This is a genomic window from Pseudomonadales bacterium (genome assembly GCA_024234215.1).
GTDB lineage: Bacteria > Pseudomonadota > Gammaproteobacteria > Pseudomonadales > UBA5862 > JACKOQ01.
In genome coordinates this window covers 582,734-607,883 of the sequence record JACKOQ010000001.1, presented here as the reverse complement: position 1 = coordinate 607,883, position 25,150 = coordinate 582,734, and the positions used below count along the sequence as shown (strand labels likewise).

20 protein-coding genes are annotated in these 25,150 nt (G+C 63.7%); 10 read left to right on the top strand and 10 right to left on the bottom strand.

Features of this window, described 5'->3' with window-relative positions:
* Window positions 1-8 precede the first annotated feature (8 nt).
* Together H7A13_03025 and H7A13_03020 are read left to right on the top strand one after the other, a co-directional pair.
* Complete coding sequence (locus H7A13_03025; protein MCP5332320.1) at window positions 9-935, top strand: hypothetical protein; 927 nt, start codon at window positions 9-11, stop codon at window positions 933-935.
* Between the two features lie 45 nt (window positions 936-980).
* The gene (locus H7A13_03020) at window positions 981-3,386 is read left to right on the top strand and encodes an MMPL family transporter (protein MCP5332319.1); all 2,406 of its coding nucleotides are present in this window, start codon (window positions 981-983) and stop codon (window positions 3,384-3,386) included.
* Window positions 3,387-3,592: 206 nt separating this feature from the next.
* Here H7A13_03020 and htpG read toward each other — a convergent pair whose 3' ends face one another.
* From htpG to sdhC, 10 genes are all read right to left on the bottom strand, one after another.
* The gene (gene htpG, locus H7A13_03015) at window positions 3,593-5,500 is read right to left on the bottom strand and encodes a molecular chaperone HtpG (protein ID MCP5332318.1); all 1,908 of its coding nucleotides are present in this window, start codon (window positions 5,498-5,500) and stop codon (window positions 3,593-3,595) included.
* Window positions 5,501-5,720: 220 nt separating this feature from the next.
* Window positions 5,721-6,593, bottom strand: a complete 873-nt coding sequence (gene sucD / locus H7A13_03010) for a succinate--CoA ligase subunit alpha (protein ID MCP5332317.1) — start codon at window positions 6,591-6,593, stop codon at window positions 5,721-5,723.
* On the bottom strand, window positions 6,590-7,759 hold the full coding sequence (gene sucC, locus H7A13_03005; GenBank protein MCP5332316.1) for an ADP-forming succinate--CoA ligase subunit beta: 1,170 nt from the start codon (window positions 7,757-7,759) through the stop codon (window positions 6,590-6,592). The genes sucD and sucC overlap by 4 nt, the downstream gene beginning before the upstream one ends.
* A gap of 57 nt (window positions 7,760-7,816) precedes the next feature.
* Window positions 7,817-9,250 (bottom strand): dihydrolipoyl dehydrogenase, encoded by a 1,434-nt coding sequence (gene lpdA / locus H7A13_03000; protein MCP5332315.1) that lies wholly within the window; start codon window positions 9,248-9,250, stop codon window positions 7,817-7,819.
* Between the two features lie 46 nt (window positions 9,251-9,296).
* Window positions 9,297-10,511 (bottom strand): 2-oxoglutarate dehydrogenase complex dihydrolipoyllysine-residue succinyltransferase, encoded by a 1,215-nt coding sequence (odhB, locus tag H7A13_02995; GenBank protein MCP5332314.1) that lies wholly within the window; start codon window positions 10,509-10,511, stop codon window positions 9,297-9,299.
* 36 nt (window positions 10,512-10,547) lie between these two features.
* The gene (locus H7A13_02990; GenBank protein ID MCP5332313.1) at window positions 10,548-13,379 is read right to left on the bottom strand and encodes a 2-oxoglutarate dehydrogenase E1 component; all 2,832 of its coding nucleotides are present in this window, start codon (window positions 13,377-13,379) and stop codon (window positions 10,548-10,550) included.
* A 173-nt stretch (window positions 13,380-13,552) separates the two neighbouring features.
* A complete protein-coding gene (locus tag H7A13_02985; GenBank protein MCP5332312.1) occupies window positions 13,553-14,263 on the bottom strand; it encodes a succinate dehydrogenase iron-sulfur subunit in 711 nt (236 codons plus the stop codon).
* Between the two features lie 29 nt (window positions 14,264-14,292).
* Entirely contained in the window at window positions 14,293-16,065 is a 1,773-nt protein-coding gene (locus tag H7A13_02980) for a succinate dehydrogenase flavoprotein subunit (GenBank protein ID MCP5332311.1), read from the bottom strand.
* 3 nt (window positions 16,066-16,068) lie between these two features.
* The gene (gene sdhD, locus H7A13_02975; protein MCP5332310.1) at window positions 16,069-16,416 is read right to left on the bottom strand and encodes a succinate dehydrogenase, hydrophobic membrane anchor protein; all 348 of its coding nucleotides are present in this window, start codon (window positions 16,414-16,416) and stop codon (window positions 16,069-16,071) included.
* Entirely contained in the window at window positions 16,410-16,784 is a 375-nt protein-coding gene (gene sdhC, locus H7A13_02970) for a succinate dehydrogenase, cytochrome b556 subunit (GenBank protein ID MCP5332309.1), read from the bottom strand. Before sdhC ends, sdhD begins: the two co-directional genes overlap by 7 nt.
* Before the next feature lie 320 nt (window positions 16,785-17,104).
* Here sdhC and H7A13_02965 point away from each other — a divergent pair, with 320 nt between their 5' ends.
* The 8 genes from H7A13_02965 to gcvPA all read left to right on the top strand — a co-directional run bounded on the left by H7A13_02965 (window position 17,105) and on the right by gcvPA (window position 25,122).
* Window positions 17,105-17,680 (top strand): UPF0149 family protein, encoded by a 576-nt coding sequence (locus tag H7A13_02965; protein ID MCP5332308.1) that lies wholly within the window; start codon window positions 17,105-17,107, stop codon window positions 17,678-17,680.
* 26 nt (window positions 17,681-17,706) lie between these two features.
* The gene (pepP, locus tag H7A13_02960; protein ID MCP5332307.1) at window positions 17,707-19,038 is read left to right on the top strand and encodes a Xaa-Pro aminopeptidase; all 1,332 of its coding nucleotides are present in this window, start codon (window positions 17,707-17,709) and stop codon (window positions 19,036-19,038) included.
* Window positions 19,035-20,291: a 2-octaprenyl-6-methoxyphenyl hydroxylase gene (gene ubiH / locus H7A13_02955; GenBank protein MCP5332306.1), complete on the top strand. Its 1,257-nt coding sequence runs from the start codon at window positions 19,035-19,037 to the stop codon at window positions 20,289-20,291. Before pepP ends, ubiH begins: the two co-directional genes overlap by 4 nt.
* Window positions 20,288-21,520, top strand: coding sequence for a UbiH/UbiF/VisC/COQ6 family ubiquinone biosynthesis hydroxylase (locus tag H7A13_02950; GenBank protein MCP5332305.1), 1,233 nt, complete (start codon window positions 20,288-20,290; stop codon window positions 21,518-21,520). Before ubiH ends, H7A13_02950 begins: the two co-directional genes overlap by 4 nt.
* Window positions 21,521-21,578: 58 nt before the next feature.
* The gene (gcvT, locus tag H7A13_02945) at window positions 21,579-22,673 is read left to right on the top strand and encodes a glycine cleavage system aminomethyltransferase GcvT (GenBank protein MCP5332304.1); all 1,095 of its coding nucleotides are present in this window, start codon (window positions 21,579-21,581) and stop codon (window positions 22,671-22,673) included.
* Between the two features lie 31 nt (window positions 22,674-22,704).
* On the top strand, window positions 22,705-23,091 hold the full coding sequence (gcvH, locus tag H7A13_02940) for a glycine cleavage system protein GcvH (protein MCP5332303.1): 387 nt from the start codon (window positions 22,705-22,707) through the stop codon (window positions 23,089-23,091).
* 20 nt (window positions 23,092-23,111) lie between these two features.
* Window positions 23,112-23,603: a hypothetical protein gene (locus H7A13_02935; GenBank protein ID MCP5332302.1), complete on the top strand. Its 492-nt coding sequence runs from the start codon at window positions 23,112-23,114 to the stop codon at window positions 23,601-23,603.
* A 169-nt stretch (window positions 23,604-23,772) separates the two neighbouring features.
* A complete protein-coding gene (gene gcvPA, locus H7A13_02930; GenBank protein ID MCP5332301.1) occupies window positions 23,773-25,122 on the top strand; it encodes an aminomethyl-transferring glycine dehydrogenase subunit GcvPA in 1,350 nt (449 codons plus the stop codon).
* Window positions 25,123-25,150 lie beyond the last annotated feature (28 nt).

Here is a 25,150-nt window from a genome sequence, read left to right as displayed (position 1 = left end):
GGTTTTGTGTGCTTGCAACGCTGTTCTCGCTCTCATCCACGCTGCCAGCATTCGCAGCCGAATCGCTGCAGCGCCCATCCACCGCCTCGCCCCTCTCCAGCAAGACACTGCTGACTGATTCGACGCTGGCCGGCCAGCGGATCGTCGCGGTCGGCACCCGTGGCCACATCGTCTACAGCGACGACCAGGGCAAGAGCTTCAGCCAGGCAGCGGTCCCCACCCGGATGCTGCTGACGGCGGTGGACTTCGTCTCCGATCAGGAGGGCTGGGCCGTCGGTCATGATGCGGTGATCCTGCACACCCGCGATGGCGGCAACAGCTGGGAGCTGCAACATGAGGACGCCGCACTCGAAAAACCGCTGCTCGATGTGCTGTTTCTGGATGCCCAGCATGGCATCGCGGTCGGCGCCTATGGCCTGATGCTGAAGACCAGCGACGGCGGCAGCAGTTGGGAAGCCGCAGAGGTCGAGGAGGCCGACTGGCACTTCAACGCGCTGATCAAGATCAAGGAGGGTCTGCTGATCGTCGGCGAAGCGGGCAATCTGCTGCGCTCCGATGACATGGGCGAAACCTGGACCGCGCTCGAATCGCCCTACGTCGGTTCACTGTTCGGCGCCAACAGCGTCGGGCCTGATCAGCAGATTCTGATCTACGGCCTGCGCGGTCATATCTACCAGTCGAACGACCGCGGTGATTCGTGGGAAGAGCTGAAGACCGACCTGACCCGCAACCTGTTCGACAGCGCCGAGTTGCCGAATGGCGACGTGGTGGTCGTGGGCGGTGGCGGCACCGTGCTGGTGAAGGCATCCGCTGATCAACAGTTCAAGAAAGTGCCCTATCCCGGTTATGGCAACCTGGTCTCCGTGCTGCCGCTGAGTGACACCGAGGTGCTGCTGTTCGGCGCCCGCGGTGCCCAGCCGCTCAAGGTCAGATAACAACAACCGCCGTCATTGCGAACGGACCAACGGAAGGATTTTGTCATGCTAAGAGATCGATTCACCCTGCTGACGGAAAAACTGGTTTTCGCCAATCGTGTGGCGATTCTGGTGATCTTCGCGCTCATCACCGCCTTCATGGGCTACAAGGCGATGAGCCTGCGCATGGAGGCCGGTTTCGTCAAACTGCTGCCCTACAAGCACCCCTACATGCGGACGCTGATCGACTACAGCGCCAAGTTCGGTGGCGGCAACCAGATCATCGTCGCATTGATGCAGAAGAAAGGTGACATCTTCACACCGGAGTTCTTCACCACCCTGCACGAGGCGTCGGATGAGGTCTTCTTTCTGCCCGGGGTCGACAAGTCGAAGGTGACTTCGATCTTCACCCCCAATGTGCGCTTCACCGAATTCGTCGAGGATGGCTTTGCCGGTGGCAACGTGATTCCGGCCGAGTTCCAGCCGACACCGGAGTGGCTGGAGATCGCCCGCCAGAACATCATCAAATCGGGCGAACTGGGCCGTCTGGTCACCTTCGACTTCACCGGCTCGCTGATTCGTGCCGAACTGCTCGATCGCGATCCGATCACCGGCAAGAAGCTCGACTATCAGCAGGTCTCCAAGGATCTCGAAGAGAAGATTCGCCAGCGCTTCGAGAACGACAACGTCAGTGTGCACATTCTCGGCTTTGCCAAGTCGATCGGTGATATTGCCGAAGGTGCCCGCAGCGTGATCGCCTTCTTCGGCATCGCCTTCGTCGTCACCGGGGTGCTGCTGTGGCTCTACTCCGGCTCGATTCAGCTCACCCTGATGCCGCTGCTCTGCTCGTCGGTGGCGGTGATCTGGCAGCTCGGCACATTGAGCCTGTTCGGCTTCGGCATCGACCCGATGAGCATCCTGGTGCCCTTTCTGATCTTCGCCATCGCCGTCAGTCACAGCGTGCAGATGGTCAGCGGCTGGATCGGCGAGGTGCTCTATGGTGCCAACGAGCAGGATGTCCACCATCCTGTGGTGCCGGTCAATACCAGGACCCAGGGCGTCGATGGCTACAGTGCCGCCCGCCGCACCTTCCGCCGCCTGCTGATCCCCGGAAGCATCGCGGTGCTCTGCAACATTCTCGGTTTCGTCACCATCCTGATGATCAACATCGGCATCATCCAGGAGATGGGCATCACCGCCAGCATCGGCGTCACCATCATCATCCTGACCAACCTGCTGCTGTTGCCGATCCTGCTGTCGTTCATCAACCTGCCCAACATCGAGCAGTACCGGCAGAAGCGGGTGGCGGCAGAGAGCAAGCGCGACGGCCTGTGGCGCACCCTCTCGAAGTTCGCAACCACCGCCTGGTCGATTCCGACACTGGTGATCATTGCCATCACCACGGTCATGGCCCACTTCTACAGCCAGGGCCTTCAGGTCGGCGACCTGCATGCCGGGGTCTCCGAACTGCGCGAGGATGCCCGCTACAACCTCGACACCAAGATGGTCACCAGCAAATTCGCCATCGGTGTGGATGTGCTGTCGGTGATCGTCGAGACGCCGAAGAATGCCTGCATCGACTATGACACCATGGTCGCGATGGATGAACTGCACTGGTTCGCACAGAACCTGCCGGGCGTGCAGTCGGTGCTGTCGCTGTCGGAAGCGATGAAGATCGTCACCGGTGGCAACAACGAGGGGTCACCGAGGTGGGAGACCCTGATGCGCAACCAGTACAACCTGTCGGGTGCGCTGCGCTACATGGAGACCAGCAGCGGGCTGATGGATGCCGAATGCACCGCCATGCCGCTGCTGATCTACACCAAAGACCACAAGGCCGACACGGTGGAGACCATCGTCCGCGCACTGGAGAAGTATGATTCCGGCCTGCCGAAGGAGAAGTTCAATCCGCGGCTGGCCTCGGCCAACGTCGGCATCATCGCCGCCACCAACCAGGCCGTGCATGCGGCACAGGAGCCGATCATGGCCTATGTCCATGGCGCGATCGCCCTGCTGGTGCTGCTGAGCTTCCGCTCGGTGATGGTCACCGCCTGTCTGATGATTCCGCTGCTCTATGTCTCTTCGCTCTGCTATGCGCTGATGACCTATCTGAACATCGGTCTCAAGGTGAACACGCTGCCGGTGGTGGCACTGGGGATCGGCATCGGGGTCGACTACGGCATCTACCTCTACAGCCGGATGGCCGACTTCCTGAACGAAGGTCTGGGACTGCAGGAGTCGCTCTACCGCGCCCTGAAGCTGACCGGCAAGCCGGTGATGTTCACCGCCGCAACGTTGGCGGTCGGCGTGGCAACCTGGATATTCTCCGACCTGAAGTTCCAGGCTGACATGGGCATTCTGCTCACCTTCATGTTCATCGTGAACATGATCGGCGCCATCCTGGTGATCCCGGCCCTGGCACGCTGGCTGCTGCCCGCCAGGCTGCGCAATCCGAGCACGCCAGCCGGCTGACCACCGCGCTTCACCCAAAAAAGAACCCGGCCAAGGCCGGGTTCTTTTTTGGGTTTCTCTCATTGATCCGGTCAGAAGAAGTCTGGAGCATGTCCCTCTACCCCAGCCCCTCTCCCGCATGCGGGAGAGGGCGGATTCAGACATGTTCGTTCCGGATCGATCTGAAGCCGCGCCCGCCACCTCATGGAGACGGTGCACGTCGAAACTCACCCCAGCAGATCACTCAGCAACCGATTGAGCCGCGCACTGTAACGGCCCGGCTCGGCCAGCTGCTCACCGTTGGCCAGGCGTGCCTGATCGAACAGGATCTCGACCAGGTCGGCAAAGCGCTCACCCTCGGGCTGCTGCTTCAGTCGGGCGATCAGCGGATGGTCGGGATTGAGCTCGAAGTAAGGGGTGCTCTCGGGCAGCTTCTGGCCGACGGCCTGCATCATCCGCCGCATCTGGCCACCCAGGTCGGCTTCGTCACTGGCGAGACAGGCTGGCGAGTCGGTCAGCCGGTGGGTCAACCGCACCGCCTTGACCCGCTCGGCAAGCTGTGCCTTGACCCGCTCCAGCAATGTCTCGTACTCCTTGGCCTGGGCCTGCTGCGCACTCTTGTCGGCCTCGTCCTCCAGCGCCGTCAGGTCGAGGTCACCACGCGAGACATCCTGGAACTGCTTGCCCTCGAACTGATGCAGGTGGCCCATCACCCATTCATCGATCCGGTCGGACAGAATCAGCACCTCGACCCCCTTCTTGCGGAAGATCTCCAGATGGGGGCTGTTGCTGCCGGCAGCGAAGCTCTCGGCGGTCAGGTAGTAGATCTGCTGCTGTGCCGGTTTCATTGCCGCCAGATACTCTTTCAGCGAACGCACCTGCCGCGCGCCATCGCCCTGGGTCGAGGCAAAGCGCAGCAGCGCGGCGATGCGTTCACGGTTGGCGTGGTCCTCGGCCAGTCCCTCTTTCAGCACGGTGCCGAACTCTTCCCAGAAGGTCTGATATTCCTGCGGCTGCTCCTCGGCCAGTTTGTCGAGCATGTCGAGCACCCGCTTGACCAGCGCCGCGCGCATCGAGTCGATCACCGGATCCTTCTGCAGAATCTCCCGCGAGACGTTCAGCGAGAGGTCATTGGAGTCGATCACCCCCTTGATGAAGCGCAGGTAGAGCGGCAGAAACTGCTCGGCATCGTCCATGATGAAGACGCGCTGCACGTAGAGCTTGAGTCCACGCTGGCGGTCGCGGTTCCACAGGTCGTAGGGCGCACGCCGCGGCAGATAGAGCAGGCTGGTGTATTCGAGCTTCCCCTCGACCCGGTTGTGGCTCCAGGCCAGCGGGTTCTCGAAGTCGTGGGCGACATGCTTGTAAAACTCCTGATACTCGGCCTCGTCGATCTCGTTGCGCGGCCGGCTCCAGAGCGCCTTGGCCACATTGACCTGCTCATAGTCGGGCGTTTCACTCGGCTGCTCCTCTGCATCACCGGTCGCCTCGGCCCGCATCATCACCGGCAGCGCAATGTGGTCGGAGTAGGTCTTGATGATGTGCCGCAGGCGAAAGTGCTCGGAAAATTCCGCCTCATCCTCCTTCAGATGCAGCACCACCCGCGTGCCGCGCTGCGGCAATTCGACCGGTGCGACCGAGAACTCCGACTCGCCCTGTGACTGCCAATGCACCCCCTGCTGCGCCGGAAGACCCGCCTTGCGGCTGAACACCTCCACCCGGTCGGCCACGATGAAGGCCGAGTAGAAGCCGACACCGAACTGGCCGATCAGGCTGGAGTCCTTGCGCTGGTCGCCGGTCAGCGAGCGCAGAAACTCCGCGGTGCCCGACTTGGCGATGGTCCCGAGATGGGCGATCACCTCGTCACGGCTCATGCCGATGCCGTTGTCGGTCACGGTCACGGTGCGCGCGTCGGCATCGCAGTCGATCCAGATCCTGAGCTCGGGATCGTTCTCGTAGAGCGAACTGTCGGCGAGGGCGGCAAAACGCAGCTTGTCCGCGGCGTCGGAGGCGTTGGAGATCAGCTCGCGCAGAAAGATCTCCTTGTTGCTGTAGAGCGAATGGATCATCAGATGAAGCAGTTGCTTCGCTTCGGTCTGGAATCCGTAGGTTTGCGCTTGCTGTGGTGCACTCATGTGGTCAGACGACTCCTTGCAGGGCGCGGAGGCAGTGCCCGGCCGCGCTGTTCGAACGATGGATTTGACTGGGGAATATGGGGGAGTTGCCGGGCTTTTCAAGCCGATCGTCCGCTGCATGGCCCAGCCGCAGGTTCGACTCGATGCTGACTGGACCGTAACGAAAGGGGCGGTCACCCTGCGGCAACCGCCCCTTCGATTCCCAGCGGCGTCACGCGCTCTACCAGCCGGTCACCTCGGCAATCGCCTTGCCGATGTCGGCCAGACTGCGCACGGTGCGCACACCAGCTGCTTCGAGCGCGGCGAACTTTTCGGCCGCAGTGCCCTTGCCGCCGGAGATGATGGCGCCGGCGTGGCCCATCCGCTTGCCGGCTGGCGCGGTGACGCCGGCGATGTAGGAGACCACCGGTTTGGTGACATGCTGCTTGATGAAGCGGGCAGCCTCCTCCTCGGCGCTGCCACCGATCTCGCCGACCATGACGATCGCCTCGGTCCCGGGGTCGGCCTGGAACAGTCCCAGGATGTCGATGAAGCTGCTGCCCGGAATCGGATCGCCACCGATGCCGACGCAACTGCTCTGGCCAAAGCCGAAGTCGCTGGTCTGCTTGACCGCCTCATAGGTGAGGGTGCCGGAGCGGGAGACGATGCCGACCTTGCCGGGCAGATGGATGTCGCCGGGCATGATGCCGATCTTGCACTCGCCGGGGGTGATGACACCGGGACAGTTGGGGCCGATCAGCCGGACACCCAGCCGGTCGCACACCAGCTTGCACTGCAACATGTCGAGGGTCGGGATGCCCTCGGTGATGCAGACCACCAGCTTGACGCCGGAGTGGGCCGCTTCGAGGATCGAATCCTTGCAGAACGGCGCCGGCACGTAGATGACCGAAGCATCGGCGGCCGTCGCCTCGACCGCCTCACGCATGGTATTGAACACCGGCAGGCCCAGATGGGTCTGGCCGCCCTTGTTCGGCGTCACGCCGCCCACCAGTCGGGTGCCATAGTCGAGCGCCTGCTCGGAATGGAGCGTCGCCTGCGCGCCGGTGAAGCCCTGGCAGAGCACCTTGGTGTCTTTGTCGATCAGAATGCTCATGGCTGACGCTCCGCGGCCTTGACGACCTGTTGTGCTGCGTCGGTCAGACTCTGTGCAGCAATGATGTTGAGGCCGCTATCGGCCAGTATCTGTGCGCCCAGTCTGGCGTTGTTGCCCTCCAGCCGCACCACGACCGGAATCTTGACGCCCACCTCCTCGACCGCACCGATCACCCCCTCGGCGATCAGGTCGCAGCGCACGATGCCGCCAAAGATGTTGATCAGCACCGCCTTGACCTTCTCATCGGACAGAATCAGTTTGAAAGCCGCGCTGACCCGCTCCTTGGTCGCACCGCCGCCGACATCGAGGAAGTTGGCCGGATTGCCGCCATGGTGCTTGATGATGTCCATGGTGCCCATCGCCAGACCAGCGCCATTGACCATGCAGCCGATGTTGCCCTCCAGCGCGACATAGTTGAGCTCCCAGGCCGCGGCCTCGCGCTCGCGGGCATCCTCCTGGCTCGGGTCATGCAGCGCCTTCAGTTTCGGCTGCCGGTAGAGTGCATTGCCATCGATGTTGATCTTGGCATCGAGACAGTGCAGGTCGCCCTGTTGGGTGATCACCAGCGGGTTGATCTCCAGCAGTGCCAGATCGCACTCATGGAACAGCCGGCTCAGGCGCACGAACAGGTCGGTGAACTGTTTGACCTGCTTGTCATTGAGGCCGAGCTGGAAGGCGATCTCCCGCGCCTGGTAGGGCTGTGCGCCGACCAGTGGATCGATGATCGCCTGCAGGATCTTCTCCGGGCTGCGCTCGGCCACCTTTTCGATCTCGACCCCACCTTCGCTCGACGCCATGAAGACGACCCGCTGCGATGCACGGTCGACCACTGCACCCAGATAGAGCTCGCGGTCGATGTCGGTGCAGTTCTCGATCAGAATCTGGTTGACCGGCTGCCCATCGGCATCGGTCTGATAGGTCACCAGCCGCTTGCCGAGCCACTGCTGGGCAAACTGTTCGATCTCGGCCTTGCTGCGCACCAGTTTGACGCCACCCGCCTTGCCGCGCCCGCCGGCATGGACCTGCGCCTTGACCACCCACTGTTCGCCGCCGATGAGGCTGGCCGCCTCGACTGCGGCGGCGGCACTGTCGGCCACCACCCCCTTCGACACCGGCAGGCCATACTCGGCAAACAGCTGCTTGGCCTGATATTCATGCAGATTCATCTCGTTACTTCCGTCCGTCTGGTTGAATGAAAATTTCCGTGATCGACCACCGGGTGGCTACTTTCTTGCCCGGTTCACTGCGTGAATCGCCTGGCCATTGACTGACAATGCCGCCTCGTGAACCGCCTCGGAGAGAGTGGGATGGGCAAAGACCGTCAACGCCAGATCCTCGGCACTGGCAGAGAATTCCATCGCCACCACCGCCTGCGCGATCAGCTCCGACGCCTGCGGGCCGATGATGTGAACGCCAAGAACCCGATCGCTCTCGGCATGGGCCAGCACCCGCACCAACCCTTCGGACTGATGCGCGGCCAAGGCGCGACCATTGGCGGCAAAGGCGAAACTGCCGACCTTGTACGGTTCGGCGCGCGCCTTGAGCACCTCTTCGGTGTCACCCACCCAGGCCACTTCGGGCTGGGTGTAGATCACCGACGGGATGCAGTCGTAGTTGACCTGGCTCAGTTGACCCGCGATGCGCTCGGCCACCATGATGCCCTCCTCCATGCCCTTGTGCGCCAGCATCGGACCACGCACGACGTCGCCGATCGCATAGACCCCTGGCACGTCGGTGCGGCAGTGGTCGTTGACGAAGATCGAGCCCCGTTCATCGAGGTTGACACCGCAATCGGCCGCCAGCAGGTTGGCCGTCTGCGCCCGGCGACCCACCGCAACAATCAGGCGATCGACCCGCAGCGCCTGATCGCCCTTGGCGTTGCTGTACCTGACCAGCACTTCGCCCTCCTTGACCTCGGTGTGGGTCACCCGGGCACCCAGTTGGATCGTGAGCCCTTGCCGGGTCAGCAGCTTCTGCGCCTCCTTGGCGATGCGCTGATCGACCATCGGCAGGAAGCGCTCCTGCGCCTCGAGCAGCACCACCTCGGCACCCAGCGCACTCCACAGACTGCCCAGCTCCAGACCGATGACACCGGCACCGATCACACCCAGCCGCTTCGGCACCTCTTCAAAGGCCAGCGCGGCCGAGGAGTCGACCACATGGTGACCATCCAGTGGCGCCTGTGAAATCGGAATCGGCTCGGAACCGGCAGCGATGATGACATGTTCGGCCTCGTACTCCTCGACCGCGCCAGCGGCATCGGTCACCTCGACCCGCTTGCCCGCCAGCAGCCGGCCGCGACCGGCCAGCGTGGTGACGCCGTTGCCCTTGAACAGCGCCTGGATGCCGCCCGTGAGATTGCCGACGATCTTCTCCTTGCGCGCCATCATGGTCGCCAGATCGAGCGACACCTCTTTGGCCAGCACGCCATGGTCGGCGAGTTGCTCTTTCGCCTCACGGTACTTGTGGGCCGATTCGAGCAGCGCCTTGGAGGGAATGCAGCCGACATTGAGGCAGGTGCCACCCAGCACGGTCTGCCCATCACGACGCCACTGCTCGACACAGGCGGTGCTGAGGCCCAACTGCGCGCACTTGATCGCGGCCACATAGCCGGCCGGACCGGCGCCGATGACGATCACATCAAACTTGCCTGCCATGAGCTTTTCTCCAGCGTGGTGGTGATTGATCCCCTGTCACGGGCCTTTACAGATCCAGCAGGATGCGTGCGGGATCTTCGAGAAAATCCTTGATGGCGACCAGGAACTGTACCGCCTCGCGACCATCGATCAGACGATGGTCGTAGCTCAGCGCCAGATACATCATCGGCAGAATCTCGATCTTGCCATCGACCGCCATCGGTCGCTCCTGCACCTTGTGCATGCCGAGAATGGCGGTCTGCGGCGGATTGAGGATCGGCGTCGACAGCAGCGAACCAAAAACACCGCCATTGGAGAGGGTGAAGGTACCGCCCTGCATCTCCTCGATGGTCAGCTTGCCATCACGCGCCTTCAGGCCATAGTCGCGCACCTGCGCCTCGATCCTGGCCAGGCTCATCTGTGCGGCATCGCGCAGTATCGGCACCACCAGTCCGCGGTCGGTCGAGACCGCCACGCCGATGTCCTGGTAACCGTGGTAGACGATGTCATTGCCGTCGATCGAGGCATTCACCGCCGGAAACCGCTTCAATGCCTCGACCGAGGCGCGCACGAAGAAGGACATGAAACCGAGCCGCACCCCATGGCGCTTCTCGAACTGATCCCTGTACTTGGTGCGCAACTCCATCACCGGCTGCATGTTGACCTCATTGAAGGTGGTCAGCATCGCCGCCGTCTGCTGCGCCTCGACCAGCCGTCTGGCGACGCTGGCGCGCAGCCGGGTCATCGGTACGCGCTTTTCGATCCGCGCACCCGACTCGGCCACGACAGCCGGTTCGGCGGCACGCGGCGAGGTGGCGGTAGAAACAGCCGGTACCGGTTGCGCCGGCGGCTGACCCTGTTCGAGATGCTGCAACACATCGCCCTTGGTGAGACGCCCCCCCTTGCCGGTGGCGGCGATCTGCTCCGGCGTCAACCCATGCGCCTGCACCAGTCGGCGGGCGGCAGGATTGACCAGCGGTTGCTGCGATTGCGCGGCGGCCGCTGCCGGCGGTTCGGCACTGGGCTGCGTCCCGGTCAGGGCACTGCCTGCCTCGAACAGTCCGATCAGCTCGGTGCTGAGCACCGTCTCACCCTCCGGCTTCAGGATTTCGCTCAACCGGCCATCCGCCGGTGCCACCACCTCCATCACCACCTTGTCGGTTTCGATGTCGACGAGCACTTCATCGCGCAACACCGCCTCGCCCACCTTCTTGTGCCAAGTGGCCACAGTACCGTCGGAGATCGACTCCGGAAAACTCGGCGCTTTAATTTCCAGCATCATGGTTGTTCCTGTCATCAGTGCAAATCATTGAATCGATCAGAGCCCCAGGGCCTCTTTGACCAGCCGCTGCTGTTGCTCGACATGCAGGCTCAGGTAACCGGTCGCCGGTGCCGCCGAGGCCTCACGGCCGACATAGTCGAGCTTCCAGCCTGGATTGAGCCGGCCCAGGACATGGCTCATGTGATGCTGGCTGCTGTACCAGACCCCTTGATTCATCGGCTCTTCCTGGCACCAGATCACCTGCTGCGCCTGTGCGAAGGGGGCCATCGCCTGTTGCAGCTGCTCATGTGGAAAGGGGTAGAACTGCTCGATGCGGATCACCGCGGCATCCTCGCGCTGCGCCGCTTCGCGCGCCTCGATCAGATCGTAGTAGACCTTGCCGCTGCACAGCACGATCCGCCTGACCTGACTGGCCTCGAGCGGGACGCTCTCTGGAATCACCAGCTTGAACTCGCCCTCGGCCAGATCCTCCAGCGACGAGATGGCCAGCTTGTGCCGCAGCAGGCTCTTGGGCGTCATCACGATCAGCGGCTTGCGCAGTGGTCTCAGCATCTGTCGCCGCAGCAGATGGAAGATCTGTGCCGGCGTCGTTGGAATGCAGACCTGGATGTTGTGCTCGGCACAGAGCTGCATGAAGCGCTCCAGCCGCGCCGAGGAGTGCTCGGGCCCCTGCCCTTCATAGCCGTGCGGCAGGAACATCACCAGACCGCAGAGACGCCCCCACTTGGTCTCGCCACTGGCGATGAACTGGTCGATCACCACCTGGGCGCCATTGACGAAGTCGCCGAACTGCGCCTCCCAGATCACCAGTGCCCGCGGATTGGTGGTGGCGTAGCCATACTCGAAGGCCAGCGCTGCCTCTTCCGACAGCAATGAATCATGCAGCGTGAAGCGTGCCGTCACGCCCGGAATGTTCGCCAGCGGCACATGGGGCGATCCATCTTTCTGGTTATGAATCACCGCGTGCCGGTGCGAAAAGGTGCCCCGACCGCTGTCCTGCCCCATCAGCCGCACCGGATGGCCCTCGGTCAACAGGGTGGCATAGGCCATCGTCTCGGCAAAACCCCAGTTCAGCGGCAGTGCACCGGCGATCATCTTGCGGCGATCGTCGATGATCTTGTCCACCTGTTTCTGCACCACCACCCCCTCGGGCACCTTGCAGACCTCCGCCGCCAGCTGTTGCAGCTGCCTCAATTCGAAACGGGTGTCGGCGGTGGCCGACCAGTAGTCATGGCCGAGGTAGGGTGTCCAGTCGACGAATAGCTTGAGATTGGGTTCGGTGACCAGACTCTTGGCGACATGCCTGCCCTCCTCCAGCGCCTTGCGGTAGTCGGCGATCCAGGCATCGACCAGCTCGCGGCTGATCACCCCGCTGTTGACCAGCCTGTCGGAGTAGAGCTGCATCGTGCTCGGCAGCGTGCGGATCTTGGCGTACATCAGCGGCTGGGTGCCGGAAGGCTCGTCGGCTTCGTTGTGGCCACGGCGGCGGTAACAGACCATGTCGATCACCACATCACGCCTGAAGGTTTCGCGGTAGTCGACCGCCAACTGGGTCACGAACAGCACCGCCTCGGGGTCATCGCCATTCACATGGAAGATCGGTGCCTGCACCATCTTGGCCACGTCGGTGCAGTACTCGGTGGAGCGGGCATCATCGGCCCGACTGGTGGTGAAACCGACCTGGTTGTTGACGATGATGTGAATGGTGCCGCCGATGCGGTAACCACGCACCTGCGACATCTGCAGCGTCTCCATCACCACCCCCTGGCCGGCAAAAGCGGCATCGCCATGGATCGCCACCGGCACCACCTGGTTGCCCAGCGGGTCGTTGCGGCGGTCCTGCCGTGCCCGCACCGATCCGGCGACGACCGGGGTGACGATCTCCAGGTGCGAAGGGTTGAACAGCAGCGCCAGATGGGTCTGTCCGACCGATGTCATCACATTGGAAGAGAAGCCCTGATGGTACTTGACGTCGCCGGAGCCGGCACCATGGGCATGCAGCCCCTCGAACTCCTCGAACAGTTCGGCAGGATTCTTGCCGAAGTTGTTGACCAGTACGTTCAAGCGACCACGGTGGGCCATGCCGATCACGATCTCCTTGGCGCCGTAGCCTCCCGCGCGCTGAATCAGTGCATCGACCAGCGGGATCAGGCTCTCTCCACCCTCCAGCCCAAAGCGCTTGGTGCCGGGAAAGCGCGATCCCAGCAGCTTCTCCAGCCCCTCAGCCGCGACCAGCCGCTCCAGCAGGTGGTGCTTCACCTCGACGCTGTAGTCGGGATGGGAGCGAACGCTCTCCAGCCGCTGTTGCAGCCAGAGCTTCTGCTGGCTGTCGACGATGTGCATGTACTCGACGCCCACGGTCTGGCAGTAGGTCTGTTCCAGCGCCTCGACGATCTCCTTCAGCGTGGCTTCGCCTTGCGCCAGCGACGGTGCACCAGTCTGGAACCGGGTGGAGAAATCCGCGGCCGACAGGCCATGGTAGGTCAGCTCCAGATCGGGCACGGCCGGCCGCTGCTGCAGGCCCAGCGGGTCGAGCCGCGCCTTCTGATGCCCCCGATGGCGATAGGCATCGATCAGTTGCAGCACCCTGACCTGGAGCTGCTGATGGTCACGGTCGGCAGCCAGCGCCAATTCGCCGCGATGCGCCTGTCGTCCGATTTGCAGAAACTGCTCACGGATCGTCGAATGGGGCACATCCTGCACCACCACATTCGCCACCTGCGGCAGCGAGTCGAAGTAGTTTCGCCACGCCTCGGGCACACTGTTGGGGTCGCGCAGATAGCTGTCGTAAAGCGCCTCGACATAGTTGGCATTGCCGCCAGAGATATGCCCACTGCGCCACAACATCTCCATTGAAGGTTCAGTCATCGCCGATCTCACCTGCTGAATTTCAATTCGCGTTTTTAAAGCAAAGAAAATGCCGCTATTGCTGCTTCATGGTCGACAGCCCATCACCCTGACTGCCTGCGCAACAAAAAAGGGATTGGTTCCACCGAACACAACCCCTTTTCATGATAGCGCGCAACGGACCGCTTGAGCCTCTAGGTCGCCCGCCTCAGCAGCATGGAGCGGATGTGTCCGATCGCCCGGGTTGGGTTCAGCCCTTTCGGACAGACATTGACGCAGTTCATGATGCCGCGGCAGCGAAAGACGCTGAAGGGGTCATCGAGCGCCGCCAGCCGCTCATCGGTGGCACGGTCACGGCTGTCGGCCAGGAATCGATACGCCTGCAGCAGACCGGCCGGACCGATGAATTTTTCTGGATTCCACCAGAACGAGGGGCAACTGGTCGAGCAGCAGGCGCAGAGGATGCACTCATAGAGTCCATCGAGCTTTTCGCGCTCTTCGGGCGACTGCAACCGCTCGATGCCGCTGGTCACCTCATCGTTGATCAGGTAGGGCTGCACCTTCTCGTACTGGCGATAGAAGATCGCCATGTCGACCACCAGGTCACGGATCACCGGCAGACCCGGCAGCGGCCGCAGCACCAGCTTGCCGCCCTGGCCCTTGACGAGGGAGGAGAGCGGGGTGATGCAGGCCAGACCATTCTTGCCATTCATGTTGATGCCATCGGAACCGCAGACCCCTTCTCGGCAGGAGCGCCGGTAGGCAAAGGTGGGATCCTGCTCCTTGATCAGTTGCAACACGTCGAGCACCATCAGATCCCGGCCTGCAGGGATCTCGACCTCGACCTGCTGCATCTGCGGCTCGGCATCGGTGTTGGGATTGTAGCGATAGACACTGACTTGCATCGTCGTACTCTGTCTGGGGCGGGCTGCGATTAGTACTGCCGGACTTTCGGCTCGAAGGGCTCGACAGTTTTGGGAGAGAAGTTGACGTCGCGCTTGCCGACCCTGCGTTCGCGCGGGAAGTAGATCGAGTGCTTCAGCCAGTTCTCGTCATCACGCTCCTGGTAGTCCTCTCTGGCATGGGCACCCCGACTCTCCTTGCGCGCCTCGGCGGCGATGGCCGTCGCCTCCGCCACCTCGAACAGGTTGTCGAGTTCGAGCGCCTCGACCCGTGCGGTGTTGAACACCATGCTCTTGTCGACCAGAAAGCCATCGCGCAACCGCTCGCGCAGCGCCGCGATCGTCTGGATGCCCTGCTTCATCGACTCCTCCTTGCGGAACACGCCGAAGTAGTTCTGCATGGTCTTCTGCAACTCGGCACGCAACTCAGCCACGCTCTCGCCGCTTTTTGATGCGTTCCAGCGGTTGACCCGCGCCAGCGCGGCATCGAGATCGCTGTCACTGGCCGGCTGGCTGTCGATGCCGTGGCGCAATGCCTGCTCGATGTGCAGTCCGGCAGCACGGCCAAACACCACCAGGTCGAGCAGCGAGTTGCCACCCAGACGGTTGGCACCATGGACCGACACGCAGGCCACTTCGCCCACCGCATAGAGACCGTCGACGATCCGGTCGGCACCGGCACTGTCCTGGGTCAGCGCCTGGGCATTGATGTTGGTGGGGATGCCACCCATCATGTAGTGGCAGGTGGGCACCACCGGGACCGGCTCCTTGACCGGGTCGACATGGGCAAAGGTCTTCGACAGCTCGACGATGCCCGGCAACCGCTTGTGCAGCACTTCCGGGCCGAGGTGGTCGAGCTTCAGCAGTACATGGTCGCCCTTGGGGCCGGCGCCACGTCCGGCCAGAATCTCCAGAATCATCGAGCGTGCCACCACATCGCGGCTCGCCAGATCCTTGGCATTGGGTGCATAGCGCTCCATGAAGCGCTCGCCATCCTTGTTGATCAGATAGCCGCCTTCTCCACGGCACCCTTCGGTCACCAGCACCCCGGCATCGGCAATGCCGGTGGGGTGGAACTGCCACATCTCGATGTCCTGCACCGGGAATCCGGCGCGCAGCGCCATGCCGACGCCATCTCCGGTGTTGATCAGGGCATTGGTGGTCGACTGGTAGATGCGTCCGGCGCCACCGGTGGCCAGCACCGTGGCCTTGGCCTGCAGATAGGCCATCTCGCCGGTCTCGATGCACAGGGCCACCACACCGACCACCTGGCCGCGCTGGTTGACCACCAGATCGATCGCGTACCACTCGTTGAGAAAGACCGCATTGTTCTTCAGGTTGGCCTGATAAAGCGTGTGCAGCAGCGCATGACCGGTGCGGTCGGCGGCCGCGCAGGTGCGGGCAGCCTGGCCGCCGCGGCCGAAATCCTTGGACTGCCCGCCGAACGGCCGCTGGTAGATGCGCCCGGTCTCGGTGCGCGAGAAAGGCAGCCCCATGTGCTCGAGTTCGAACACCGCCTGAGGGCCGACACTGCACATGTACTCGATCGCATCCTGGTCGCCGATGTAGTCCGACCCCTTGACCGAGTCATACATGTGCCAGCGCCAGTCATCATTCGGGTCATCGCTGCCGATCGCGCAGGTGATGCCACCCTGGGCCGACACCGTGTGCGAGCGTGTCGGAAACACCTTGCTGACGACCGCCGTCTTGTAACCCGATTGTGCCAATTGCAGCGCGGCGCGCATTCCCGCGCCACCGCCACCGACGATGATGCCGTCGAACGAAAGAGTTTGCAGCTTCGTCATTGATCAGATACTCCAGACAATCCGTACACCCCAGACCAGATAGACGAACAGCACCAGGCTGCAACCACTCTGAAACAGAAAACGCAGCAGCAACGGCTTCAGGTAGTCGGTGGAGATGGTCCACATGCCGACCCAGGCATGGCCGATCAGCGCGACCAGCGCCAGCAGCGTGAAGCCGCGCACCCAGCGCTGCTGGAACAGCTCCATCCAGCGCACATGATCGAGGTCGGGATTGATCAGCAGAAAAACCAGCAAAAACAGCGTGTAAGCTGCCAGAACCAGCGCCGAGAGCCGCTGCACCAGCCAGTCATGCAGACCGCTGCGTCCGAAATTGGTGACGTTGGTTACCATAGCCAGAACCCCAGAATGACCGCCAGAAGCAGCGTGATGGCCAGCACCGCCTGGGCCCCCAGCCGGCCACCCTCCAGTGACTCGCCGATGCCAATGTCCATCAGCAGGTGCTTGATGCCGGCCACCAGGTGGTAGACCAGCATGCACAGCACCGCCCAGATGATGAATTTGGCGCCGATGCCGCTCAGCAGCACCTTGATCTCGGCAAACCCCTGGGCCGAAGAGAGCGAACGCTGCAACAGATAGAGCAGCAGCGCGATGGCGGCAAAGAGCGCAAAGCCGGAAACGCGGTGCAGGATGGAGGTGAATGCAGGAAGGGGCAGTTGTATCGTGGTCAGATCGAGGTTGACCGGTCTTTTTTTGTTCACAGCAGGCTCGCTTTGTTGTACAACAAAACGCGGACAGCGAAACGCCGGTCCGCCCATCGAAAAACAGCCGATTGAAGGACTCGCCGGCCCGTAGAATTGCCGGCAGAGGAGCTCGGAATGGGACGGGAGTATAGAACCAGAGCGCCATGATTACAATTGGACCTCCCCGGCGGCAACACCCATCCTCGGGCTTCATCCGCCGTGCAAACTGATAACATGCTCATCTCCCGGACAGGCTGTCCAGGCGCTTCAGCCAGACAGCCACCCTTGCGGCACACCGATTGCGTGCCCCTCTTCGGACCCATCACGACTCCATCACCATGAGCACCTCTCCACCCGACCATGACCAGTTCGACGAGCTGCTCTACCTCTATCAGGTGGCGGCAGAGGCGGCCGAGATCGATGGCTTCTTCGCCGGACAGCTCTGCGTGGCCGGCCGGCAGCCCGCCAGCGAGACGCTGCGCGCGCTGTGGCGCCACCTCGATCAGCCTGCGCCCGAGGCCGAGCCGCTGCTGGAGCAGCTCGGTTCGCTCCAGGCCCGTACCGCACTGGCCATGCGGGCTGGCGACTTCAGCTACCAGTTGCTGCTGCCGGATGATGAGGCCCCGCTCGGTGACCGACTGGCTGCGCTGGTCGCCTGGTGCCAGGGCTTCATCGCCGGACTCACCTCGAACGGGCGGCTGAACGATGCCAGAATGGGCGACGCGCTGCGGCAGATGGTGGCCGACGTGATCGAAATCAGCCACCTCGATTGCGACGAGTGTGAAGAGGGCGAGGAGAGCGAACGCGACTACATGGCGCTGAGCGAACATCTGCGCTGCACGGCAATCGCGCTCCATGCCGAGCTCACAACCGATGCCGATCGGACCGCAACAGCGCCATCCCGACTCCATTGAACCCGAACCTCATCGATGGGAACCCCATGAGTCTGCCCGCCAAAGAGTTCAGCAACCGCCGCCGCGCCCTGATGGAGCGGATGGCGCCCAACAGCATCGCCATCCTCGCCAGCGCGCCGGTGCGAATCAGAAACCGTGATGTCGACTATCTCTATCGACAAGAGAGTGACTTCCACTACCTCAGCGGCTTTGTCGAGCCGGAGTCGGTGCTGGTGCTGCTGCCCGACCGTGAGCAAGGCCGCTTTCTGCTGTTCTGCCGCGAGCGCAATCCGGAACGGGAGCTGTGGGATGGCTACCGCTGCGGACCGGAACGGGCGCCGGAGCTGTACGGCGCCGACGATGCCTTTCCGATCACCGACATCGACGACATCCTGCCCGGACTGATCGAAGGGCGCGACCACCTCTACTACACACTGGGGCGCGATGCCGAGTTCGATCGCCGGCTGATCGACTGGGTCAACCAGGTGCGCGGCAAGGTGCGCAGCGGCGCCCACCCCCCCGACCAGCTGATTGCGCTGGAACATCTGCTGCACGACCTGCGGCTCTACAAGAGTCCGGCCGAACTGAAGCTGATGCGCGAAGCCGGCGCCATCTCGGCCCGCGCCCACGTGCGGGCAATGCAGGTCTGCCGTCCCGGCCTGTGGGAGTATCAGCTCGAGGCCGAACTGCTGCACGAATTCATCCGCAGCGGCAGCCGGGCGCCGGCCTACTCCTCGATCGTCGGTTCCGGCCCCAACAGCTGCATCCTCCACTACCGCGAAAACAACCGGCAGATGGCCGACGGCGAACTGGTGCTGATCGATGCCGGCTGCGAATTCGAGTACTACGCCTCCGACATCACCCGCACCTTCCCGGTCAACGGCACATTCAGCGGCGAACAGCGCGCCCTCTACGAGGTGGTGCTGACCGCCCAGCAGGCCGCCATCGACGCCACCCGCCCCGGCGCCAGCTGGAATCAGCCGCACGATGCCAGCGTCAGGGTGATCACCGAGGGGCTGCTGGCACTGGGACTGCTGAGCGGCGAACTGAACGAGCTGATCGAGACCGAAGCCTGCAAACCCTACTACATGCACCGCGCCGGCCACTGGCTGGGAATGGATGTGCATGATGTCGGCGAGTACAAGGTGGCCGGCGCCTGGCGGATGCTCGAACCGGGTATGACCATGACCTTGGAGCCGGGCATCTACGTCGCCCTCAACCAGCCCGGCATCGACCCGCGCTGGCGCGGCATCGGCATCCGTATCGAGGATGACGTGGCGGTCACCCGCAACGGTGTCGAACTGCTGACACCGGGTGTACCGAAACAGATCGATGAGATCGAGGCGCTGATGGCCGAGGCCCGAGGCCGACAGCCATGAAACCGCCTGCGTGCGATGTCGCCATCATCGGCGGCGGCATGGCCGGACTGAGTCTGGCGCTGGCGCTGAGCCACCAGTGCGGCGACGACCCACCGCGCATCACGCTGATCGAGCGGCATCCCTTCCCGCAGCAGAACGAACCCCCGTTGCAGCCCAGCTTCGACGCCCGCGCCACGGTGCTGTCACAGGGCAGCCGGCAGATCTATCAGACGCTCGGCCTGTGGGAGCTGCTGGCCCCATGGGCGACCGCCATCTGCCAGATCGAGGTATCGAGCCAGGGGCAGTTCGGCATGGCCCACCTCGACTGCCGCGAAGCCGGCGTCGAGGCCTTCGGCCATGTGATCGAGAACCGTGCCCTGGGCCATGTCCTGCTGGCGGCCACCGCACGGCATCCCAACATCACACTGCTGGCGCCGGCCGAGGTGACAGCGCTGCAACCGCTCGCCGCCGGCATGCGGCTGACCCTGACCGACCAGAGCGGTCCACGCCAACTGGAGGCGGCGCTGGCGGTCATTGCCGATGGCGGTCGCTCGGGCCTGCGCGAGGCACTCGGCATCGCCATCCGCCGCCGTGGTTACCGGCAACATGCGCTGATTGCCAACCTGGTCACCGGCACACCGCACGACGGCCGCGCATTCGAACGCTTCACGCCACAGGGTCCGATCGCCCTGCTGCCGCTGAGTGAAGGGCGATCGGCGCTGATCTGGACGCTGCCCGAAGCCGAGATCGAGACGCTCATGCAGTGCAGCGAGGCTGACTTCATCGCCCGGTTGCAACGCTGTTTCGGCCTGCGCATGGGGCTGATCGAGCACGTCGGCGAGCGTCACCACTACCCGCTGGAGCGGGTCGAGGCGCTGGAGCAGATCCGCGCCCACCTGCTGCTGCTGGGCAATGCCGCGCATACCCTGCATCCGGTGGCGGGGCAGAGCTTCAACCTGTCGCTGCGCGACACCGCCACCCTCGCTGCCGTGCTGCAACGAGCACGGCAGCAGGACCAGCCGCTGGGCGCACTCTCGACCCTGCAAGACTATCTGGCAACTCGCCAGGACGATCAACGGCAGACCGTGGCACTGAGCCACCAGCTGCCACGGCTGTTCGGCCAGGCGCCGCTGTGGCTGCGCGGCGGCCGCAGCCTCGGTCTGCTGGCCTTCGACCTCTGCCTGCCCGCCAAACAGCTGTTCTCCCGCTTCACCATGGGGCTGAACCCGCCCAATCCGCTGCGGGCAGGCGGTCACGGAGGTGCTGGACGATGAATACTGCCTGCGACATCGCCATCGTCGGTGGCGGCATGGTGGGACTGACGCTGGCCGCACTGCTGCGCGGGCAGGGGCTGAAGCTGCTGCTGCTCGACGCCGATGCGCCGCCACGAGACGACCTGCCGCTGCAACCCGACCGTTACCAGCCACGTGTCAGCGCTCTCAGCCTCGCGTCGCAGCAGCTGCTCGAACGGGTCGGTGCCTGGCCACTGATGCGGGCGCAGCGGGTCTCGCCTTACCAGCGGATGGTGGTCTGGGATGGCGAGGGCAGCGGGCAGATCGAGTTCGATGCCGCCGCCATCCAGCAGCCGGCGCTGGGGCACATCGTCGAAAACGAGGTGACCCGCCATGCCCTGCTGACAACGCTGGCGGATCAGCACGGTGTCGAGCTGCGCTGGCGCAGCCCGGTCACCGCGCTCGGCAGCACCACTGGCGGCAGGCCACTGCTGCAACTGGAAGATGGCTCGACCGTCACCGCCCAGTTGCTGGTGGCGGCCGACGGCAGCCACTCCCCGCTGCGACAGATGGCCGGCTTTCGCTGCCGGCAGTGGTCCTACCGGCAACGGGCCATCGTCTCCACGGTGCGCTCGACTCAACCCCATGCGGCCACCGCCTGGCAATGTTTTCGCGATGGCGCGCCGCTGGCGCTGCTGCCACTCACCGATCCGCACCACTGCTCGATCGTCTGGTCGTTGCCGGAACCAGCGGCCGACAGCCTGCTGGCCAGCGACGAGGCCAGCTTCAATCAGGCGCTGACCCGCGCCAGCGAAGCGCGGCTGGGTGCGCTCGAACTGGCCGATCGCCGCTACAGCTTCCCGTTGCGGCAGTCGCACAGTGTCGACTATGTGCAGGGCGCACTGGTGCTGATCGGCGATGCCGCCCACAGCATCCATCCACTGGCCGGACAGGGGGTCAACCTCGGCCTGCTCGATGCCGCGGTGCTGGCCGAGGAGCTGGGCAAGGGAGTGGCGCGCGGCCTGCCGCTGAACGATCCACTGCTGTTGCAGCGTTACCAGCGCCGCCGTCAGGGGGAGAATCTGGCGATGATGGCAGCAATGGAGGGGCTGAAGCGGCTGTTCGCGGCCGATCCGTTGCCACTGCGGCTGCTGCGCAACCGCGGGCTGTCGCTGGTCGATCGCAGCGCGCCACTCAAGCGCTGGCTGATCGGGCGCGCCAGCGGCATGGCCGGCGATCTGCCTGACATCGCTCGCGCGGTGTCGCGGTGATGATGCCGCTGCCACGGCAAAACCGGCGTAGAATGGCGCTCTTTGTTCTGGACGGCCAATGCTGAAACGGACCCCCCTTCACGCCCACCATGTCGCCGCCGGCGGCCATCTGGTCGATTTCGGCGGCTGGGAGATGCCGCTGCACTATGGCTCGCAGATCGAGGAGCATCTGCAGGTCAGACGGGCCGCTGGCATGTTCGATGTCTCGCACATGACCATCGTCGACCTGCATGGCCCCGACGCCCGCGACTTTCTTCGCCATCTGCTCGCCAATGAAGTCGACAAGCTGAAATCCATCGGCAGCGCACTCTACGGCCTGATGCTCAACGAAGAGGCCGGCGTGGTCGATGACCTGATCGTCTATCGTCTTGCCGAGGGCTACCGCCTGGTGGTCAACTGCGCCACCCGCGACAAGGATCTCGCCTGGCTCGCCACACATGGCCGCCATTTCAGCGTCACCTGCCAGGAGCGCCGCGACCTCGCCATCATTGCGGTACAGGGCCCCGCGGCCCGGCACCGACTGGCCGAACTGCTTGCACTGCCCGCACTGCTCGACCTGCCCCCCTTCATGGCCATGCAGCATGGCGACCGCTTCATCGCCCGCACCGGCTACACCGGCGAGGAGGGCGTCGAGATCCTGCTGCCCGGCGACAGCGCCGGCGCACTGTGGGAGCAGTTGCGCAGCGCCGGCATCACGCCGGCCGGCCTGGGTGCCCGCGACACGCTGCGCATCGAGGCCGGCCTCAACCTCTATGGCGCCGAGATGGATGAGAGCGTCAACCCGCTGATCGCCAACCTCGGCTGGACCATCGCCTGGGAGCCGCCCACGCGTGACTTCATCGGCCGCGCCGCGCTGACCCGACTGCGCGAACAGGGGGTGCAGCAGTGCCAGCTTGGCCTGCTGCTCGAAGGCCGCGGCGTGCTGCGTGCCGGACAGCGCATCTTCACCGCCACCGGCGAAGGCATCGTCACCAGCGGCACCTTTTCGCCGACGCTGGGCCATTCGATCGCCATCGCCCGGCTGCCGCTCGGCAGCAGCGGCCGGGTCGAGGCCGAGATCCGCGGCAGACGGCTGCCGGCCCAGGTGGTGAAGCTGCCGTTCGTGCGCCATGGCCAACCGCTCCATCCACCGGTCACCCCCACCTCTGCCTGACCCTTTCAACTTCATAACAAGAGAGACTGCCATGAGCCAGATACCCGATCACCTCAAATACCTCAGCAGCCATGAGTGGGCGAACCTCGAACCGGGCGGCCTGGTCAGCGTCGGCATCACCGACCATGCCCAGGAGCAGCTGGGCGATGTGGTCTTTGTCGAACTGCCCGACGTCGGCATCAAGGTGAGCGCCGGACAGGAGGTGGCGGTGGTGGAGTCGGTCAAGGCGGCCTCGGACATCTACGCCCCGGTCTCCGGCACCGTGGTCGAGGTCAACGATGCACTCGGCACGGCACCGGAGCTGGTCAATCAGTCACCCTACGAGCAGGGCTGGTTCTTCCGCATCGAACCGAGCGACCTGACCGAACTCGACGGCCTGCTCGATGCCGATGGTTATGCCGATGTGGTCGAAGGGTAGTTGGAGGCTCGAGGTCCGCTATGGCTCCGGAGATACTCCAATCTACATCCACTTACGCCGCGTCGCTGGCGGCATTGGCGGCGATTTTCTCGGGCTGGTGCGCCTTTCTTAGCTATCGGCTGGCGCGCAAGATCCACGACGATTTAAAAACAGACGAACGGATTGTCGCTGGAACCTCGATCCATCCTGATTTACACGAACACATGCATTCTGACTGCGTCATTCAATGCACTCTATTTAACAAATCGAAGAGAAAGGCATACGTAAACGCGGTATCGGTTTACGACAAGAATGGCACGAAGATCGACGTCACGTGGTCTGACGCGATTGATCGACTAGGTAACGTACAGAACCCGTGCCAACTGATCGGACTCGTGGATACATGCCCGCTTTTCATCAGAGAGAAAAACGGAAAATCAATAAGCTACGCTCGAATCAAAATCTCTCATTCCTTCTCGGATACACCGATGGAGGTAATCTTTGATCTCACGGCAGGTTGGATTAGCGAATGAAACGCGCTGCGAGCGCGTGCTCCAAAGAGCGGACCAATAACGATGCTGGAATTCAGTTCGCATGTACCTCCCAGAACATTTCAAGACAACCGATCCGGAGCGCATTGCGACGCTCATCGCACACGAAGCTGACCCCGCCCTCTCCCCCACCCTCTGAGCAGTCCACCCCATGCCCTTCATCCCCCATACCGAAGCCGAAGTGACGCAGATGCTCGCCACCATCGGTGTCGACCGCATCGATGCGCTGTTCGACGAAATTCCGCCTCACCTGCACGACAGCAGCCTCGATGGGCTGGATGCCGGCCTCAGTGAATGGGAGATGCTGGCCGAACTGCGAACGCTGGCGGCGCAGGATGACAATGTGCTCTGCTTCGCCGGCGCCGGCTGCTATGCCCACCACATTCCGGCCGCGGTCTGGGACATCATCGGCCGTGGCGAATTCATGACCGCCTACACCCCCTATCAGGCCGAGGCGAGCCAGGGCACGCTGCAACTGCTCTACGAATACCAGAGCATGATGGCCACGCTGATGGCGATGGAGGTCTCCAACGCCTCGCTCTACGATGGTGCGTCGGCGCTGGCCGAGGCGATTCTGATGGCGCTGCGCGCCAACCGCTCGGCCTCGGCAAGACGGGTGTGGGTCGCCGGCACCATCCACCCGCTCTATCTGCGCGCCGCGCGCGACATCGTCCGCAACCAGCAGATCGAACTCGATCTGCTGCCGCTCGACGCCAGCGGCGTGGTCGATCTCAAGGCACTGCCCGCTGCGAGTGACGACCATGCAGCCCTGGTCATTCCACAGCCCAACTACCTGGGCCGCCTCGAAGCGGTCGATCAACTGACCGACTGGGCCCACGCCAACGGCCTGCTCGCCATCGCGCTGGTCAATCCGCTGGCGATGGCGCTGCTGAAGCCACCGGGTCAATGGGGCAGCCGCGGCGCCGACATCGCGGTGGGCGATGGCCAGCCACTGGGCATTCCGATGGCCTCCGGCGGCCCCTCCTTCGGTTTCGTCTGCTGCCGTGAGGCGCTGGTGCGCCAACTGCCCGGCCGGCTGATCGGTCGCACCCTCGACCGCGACGGCCGGGTTGGTTTCACCCTGGTGCTGCAGGCGCGTGAACAGCACATCCGCCGCGCCAAGGCCACCTCCAACATCTGCACCAACCAGGGGTTGCTGGTGGCAGCCGCCACCCTCTACCTGAGCCTGATGGGGCCGGGTCTGGCCCGGATCGCCGCCCGCTGTCACGACAACTGCCGCACGCTGGCCGAGCGGCTGCGCGCCATTCCCGGTGTCGAGCTGCCACTTGATGGCCCCTGTTTTCATGAGCTGGTGGTGCGGCTGCCGCGCGATCCCCGCCAGACGCTGGCACGCCTGGCCGATGAGCGCATCTTCGGCGGCGTGCCACTGGCCGATGACTTTGCACAGTGGTCCGACTGCATGCTGGTCTGCACCACCGAAACCAGCAGCGCCGCCGACATCGACCGCTACATCGCCGCGCTCGAACGCGCCCTCGGCTGATCGATCTGCCCGCTCACGGAGTTGCCGC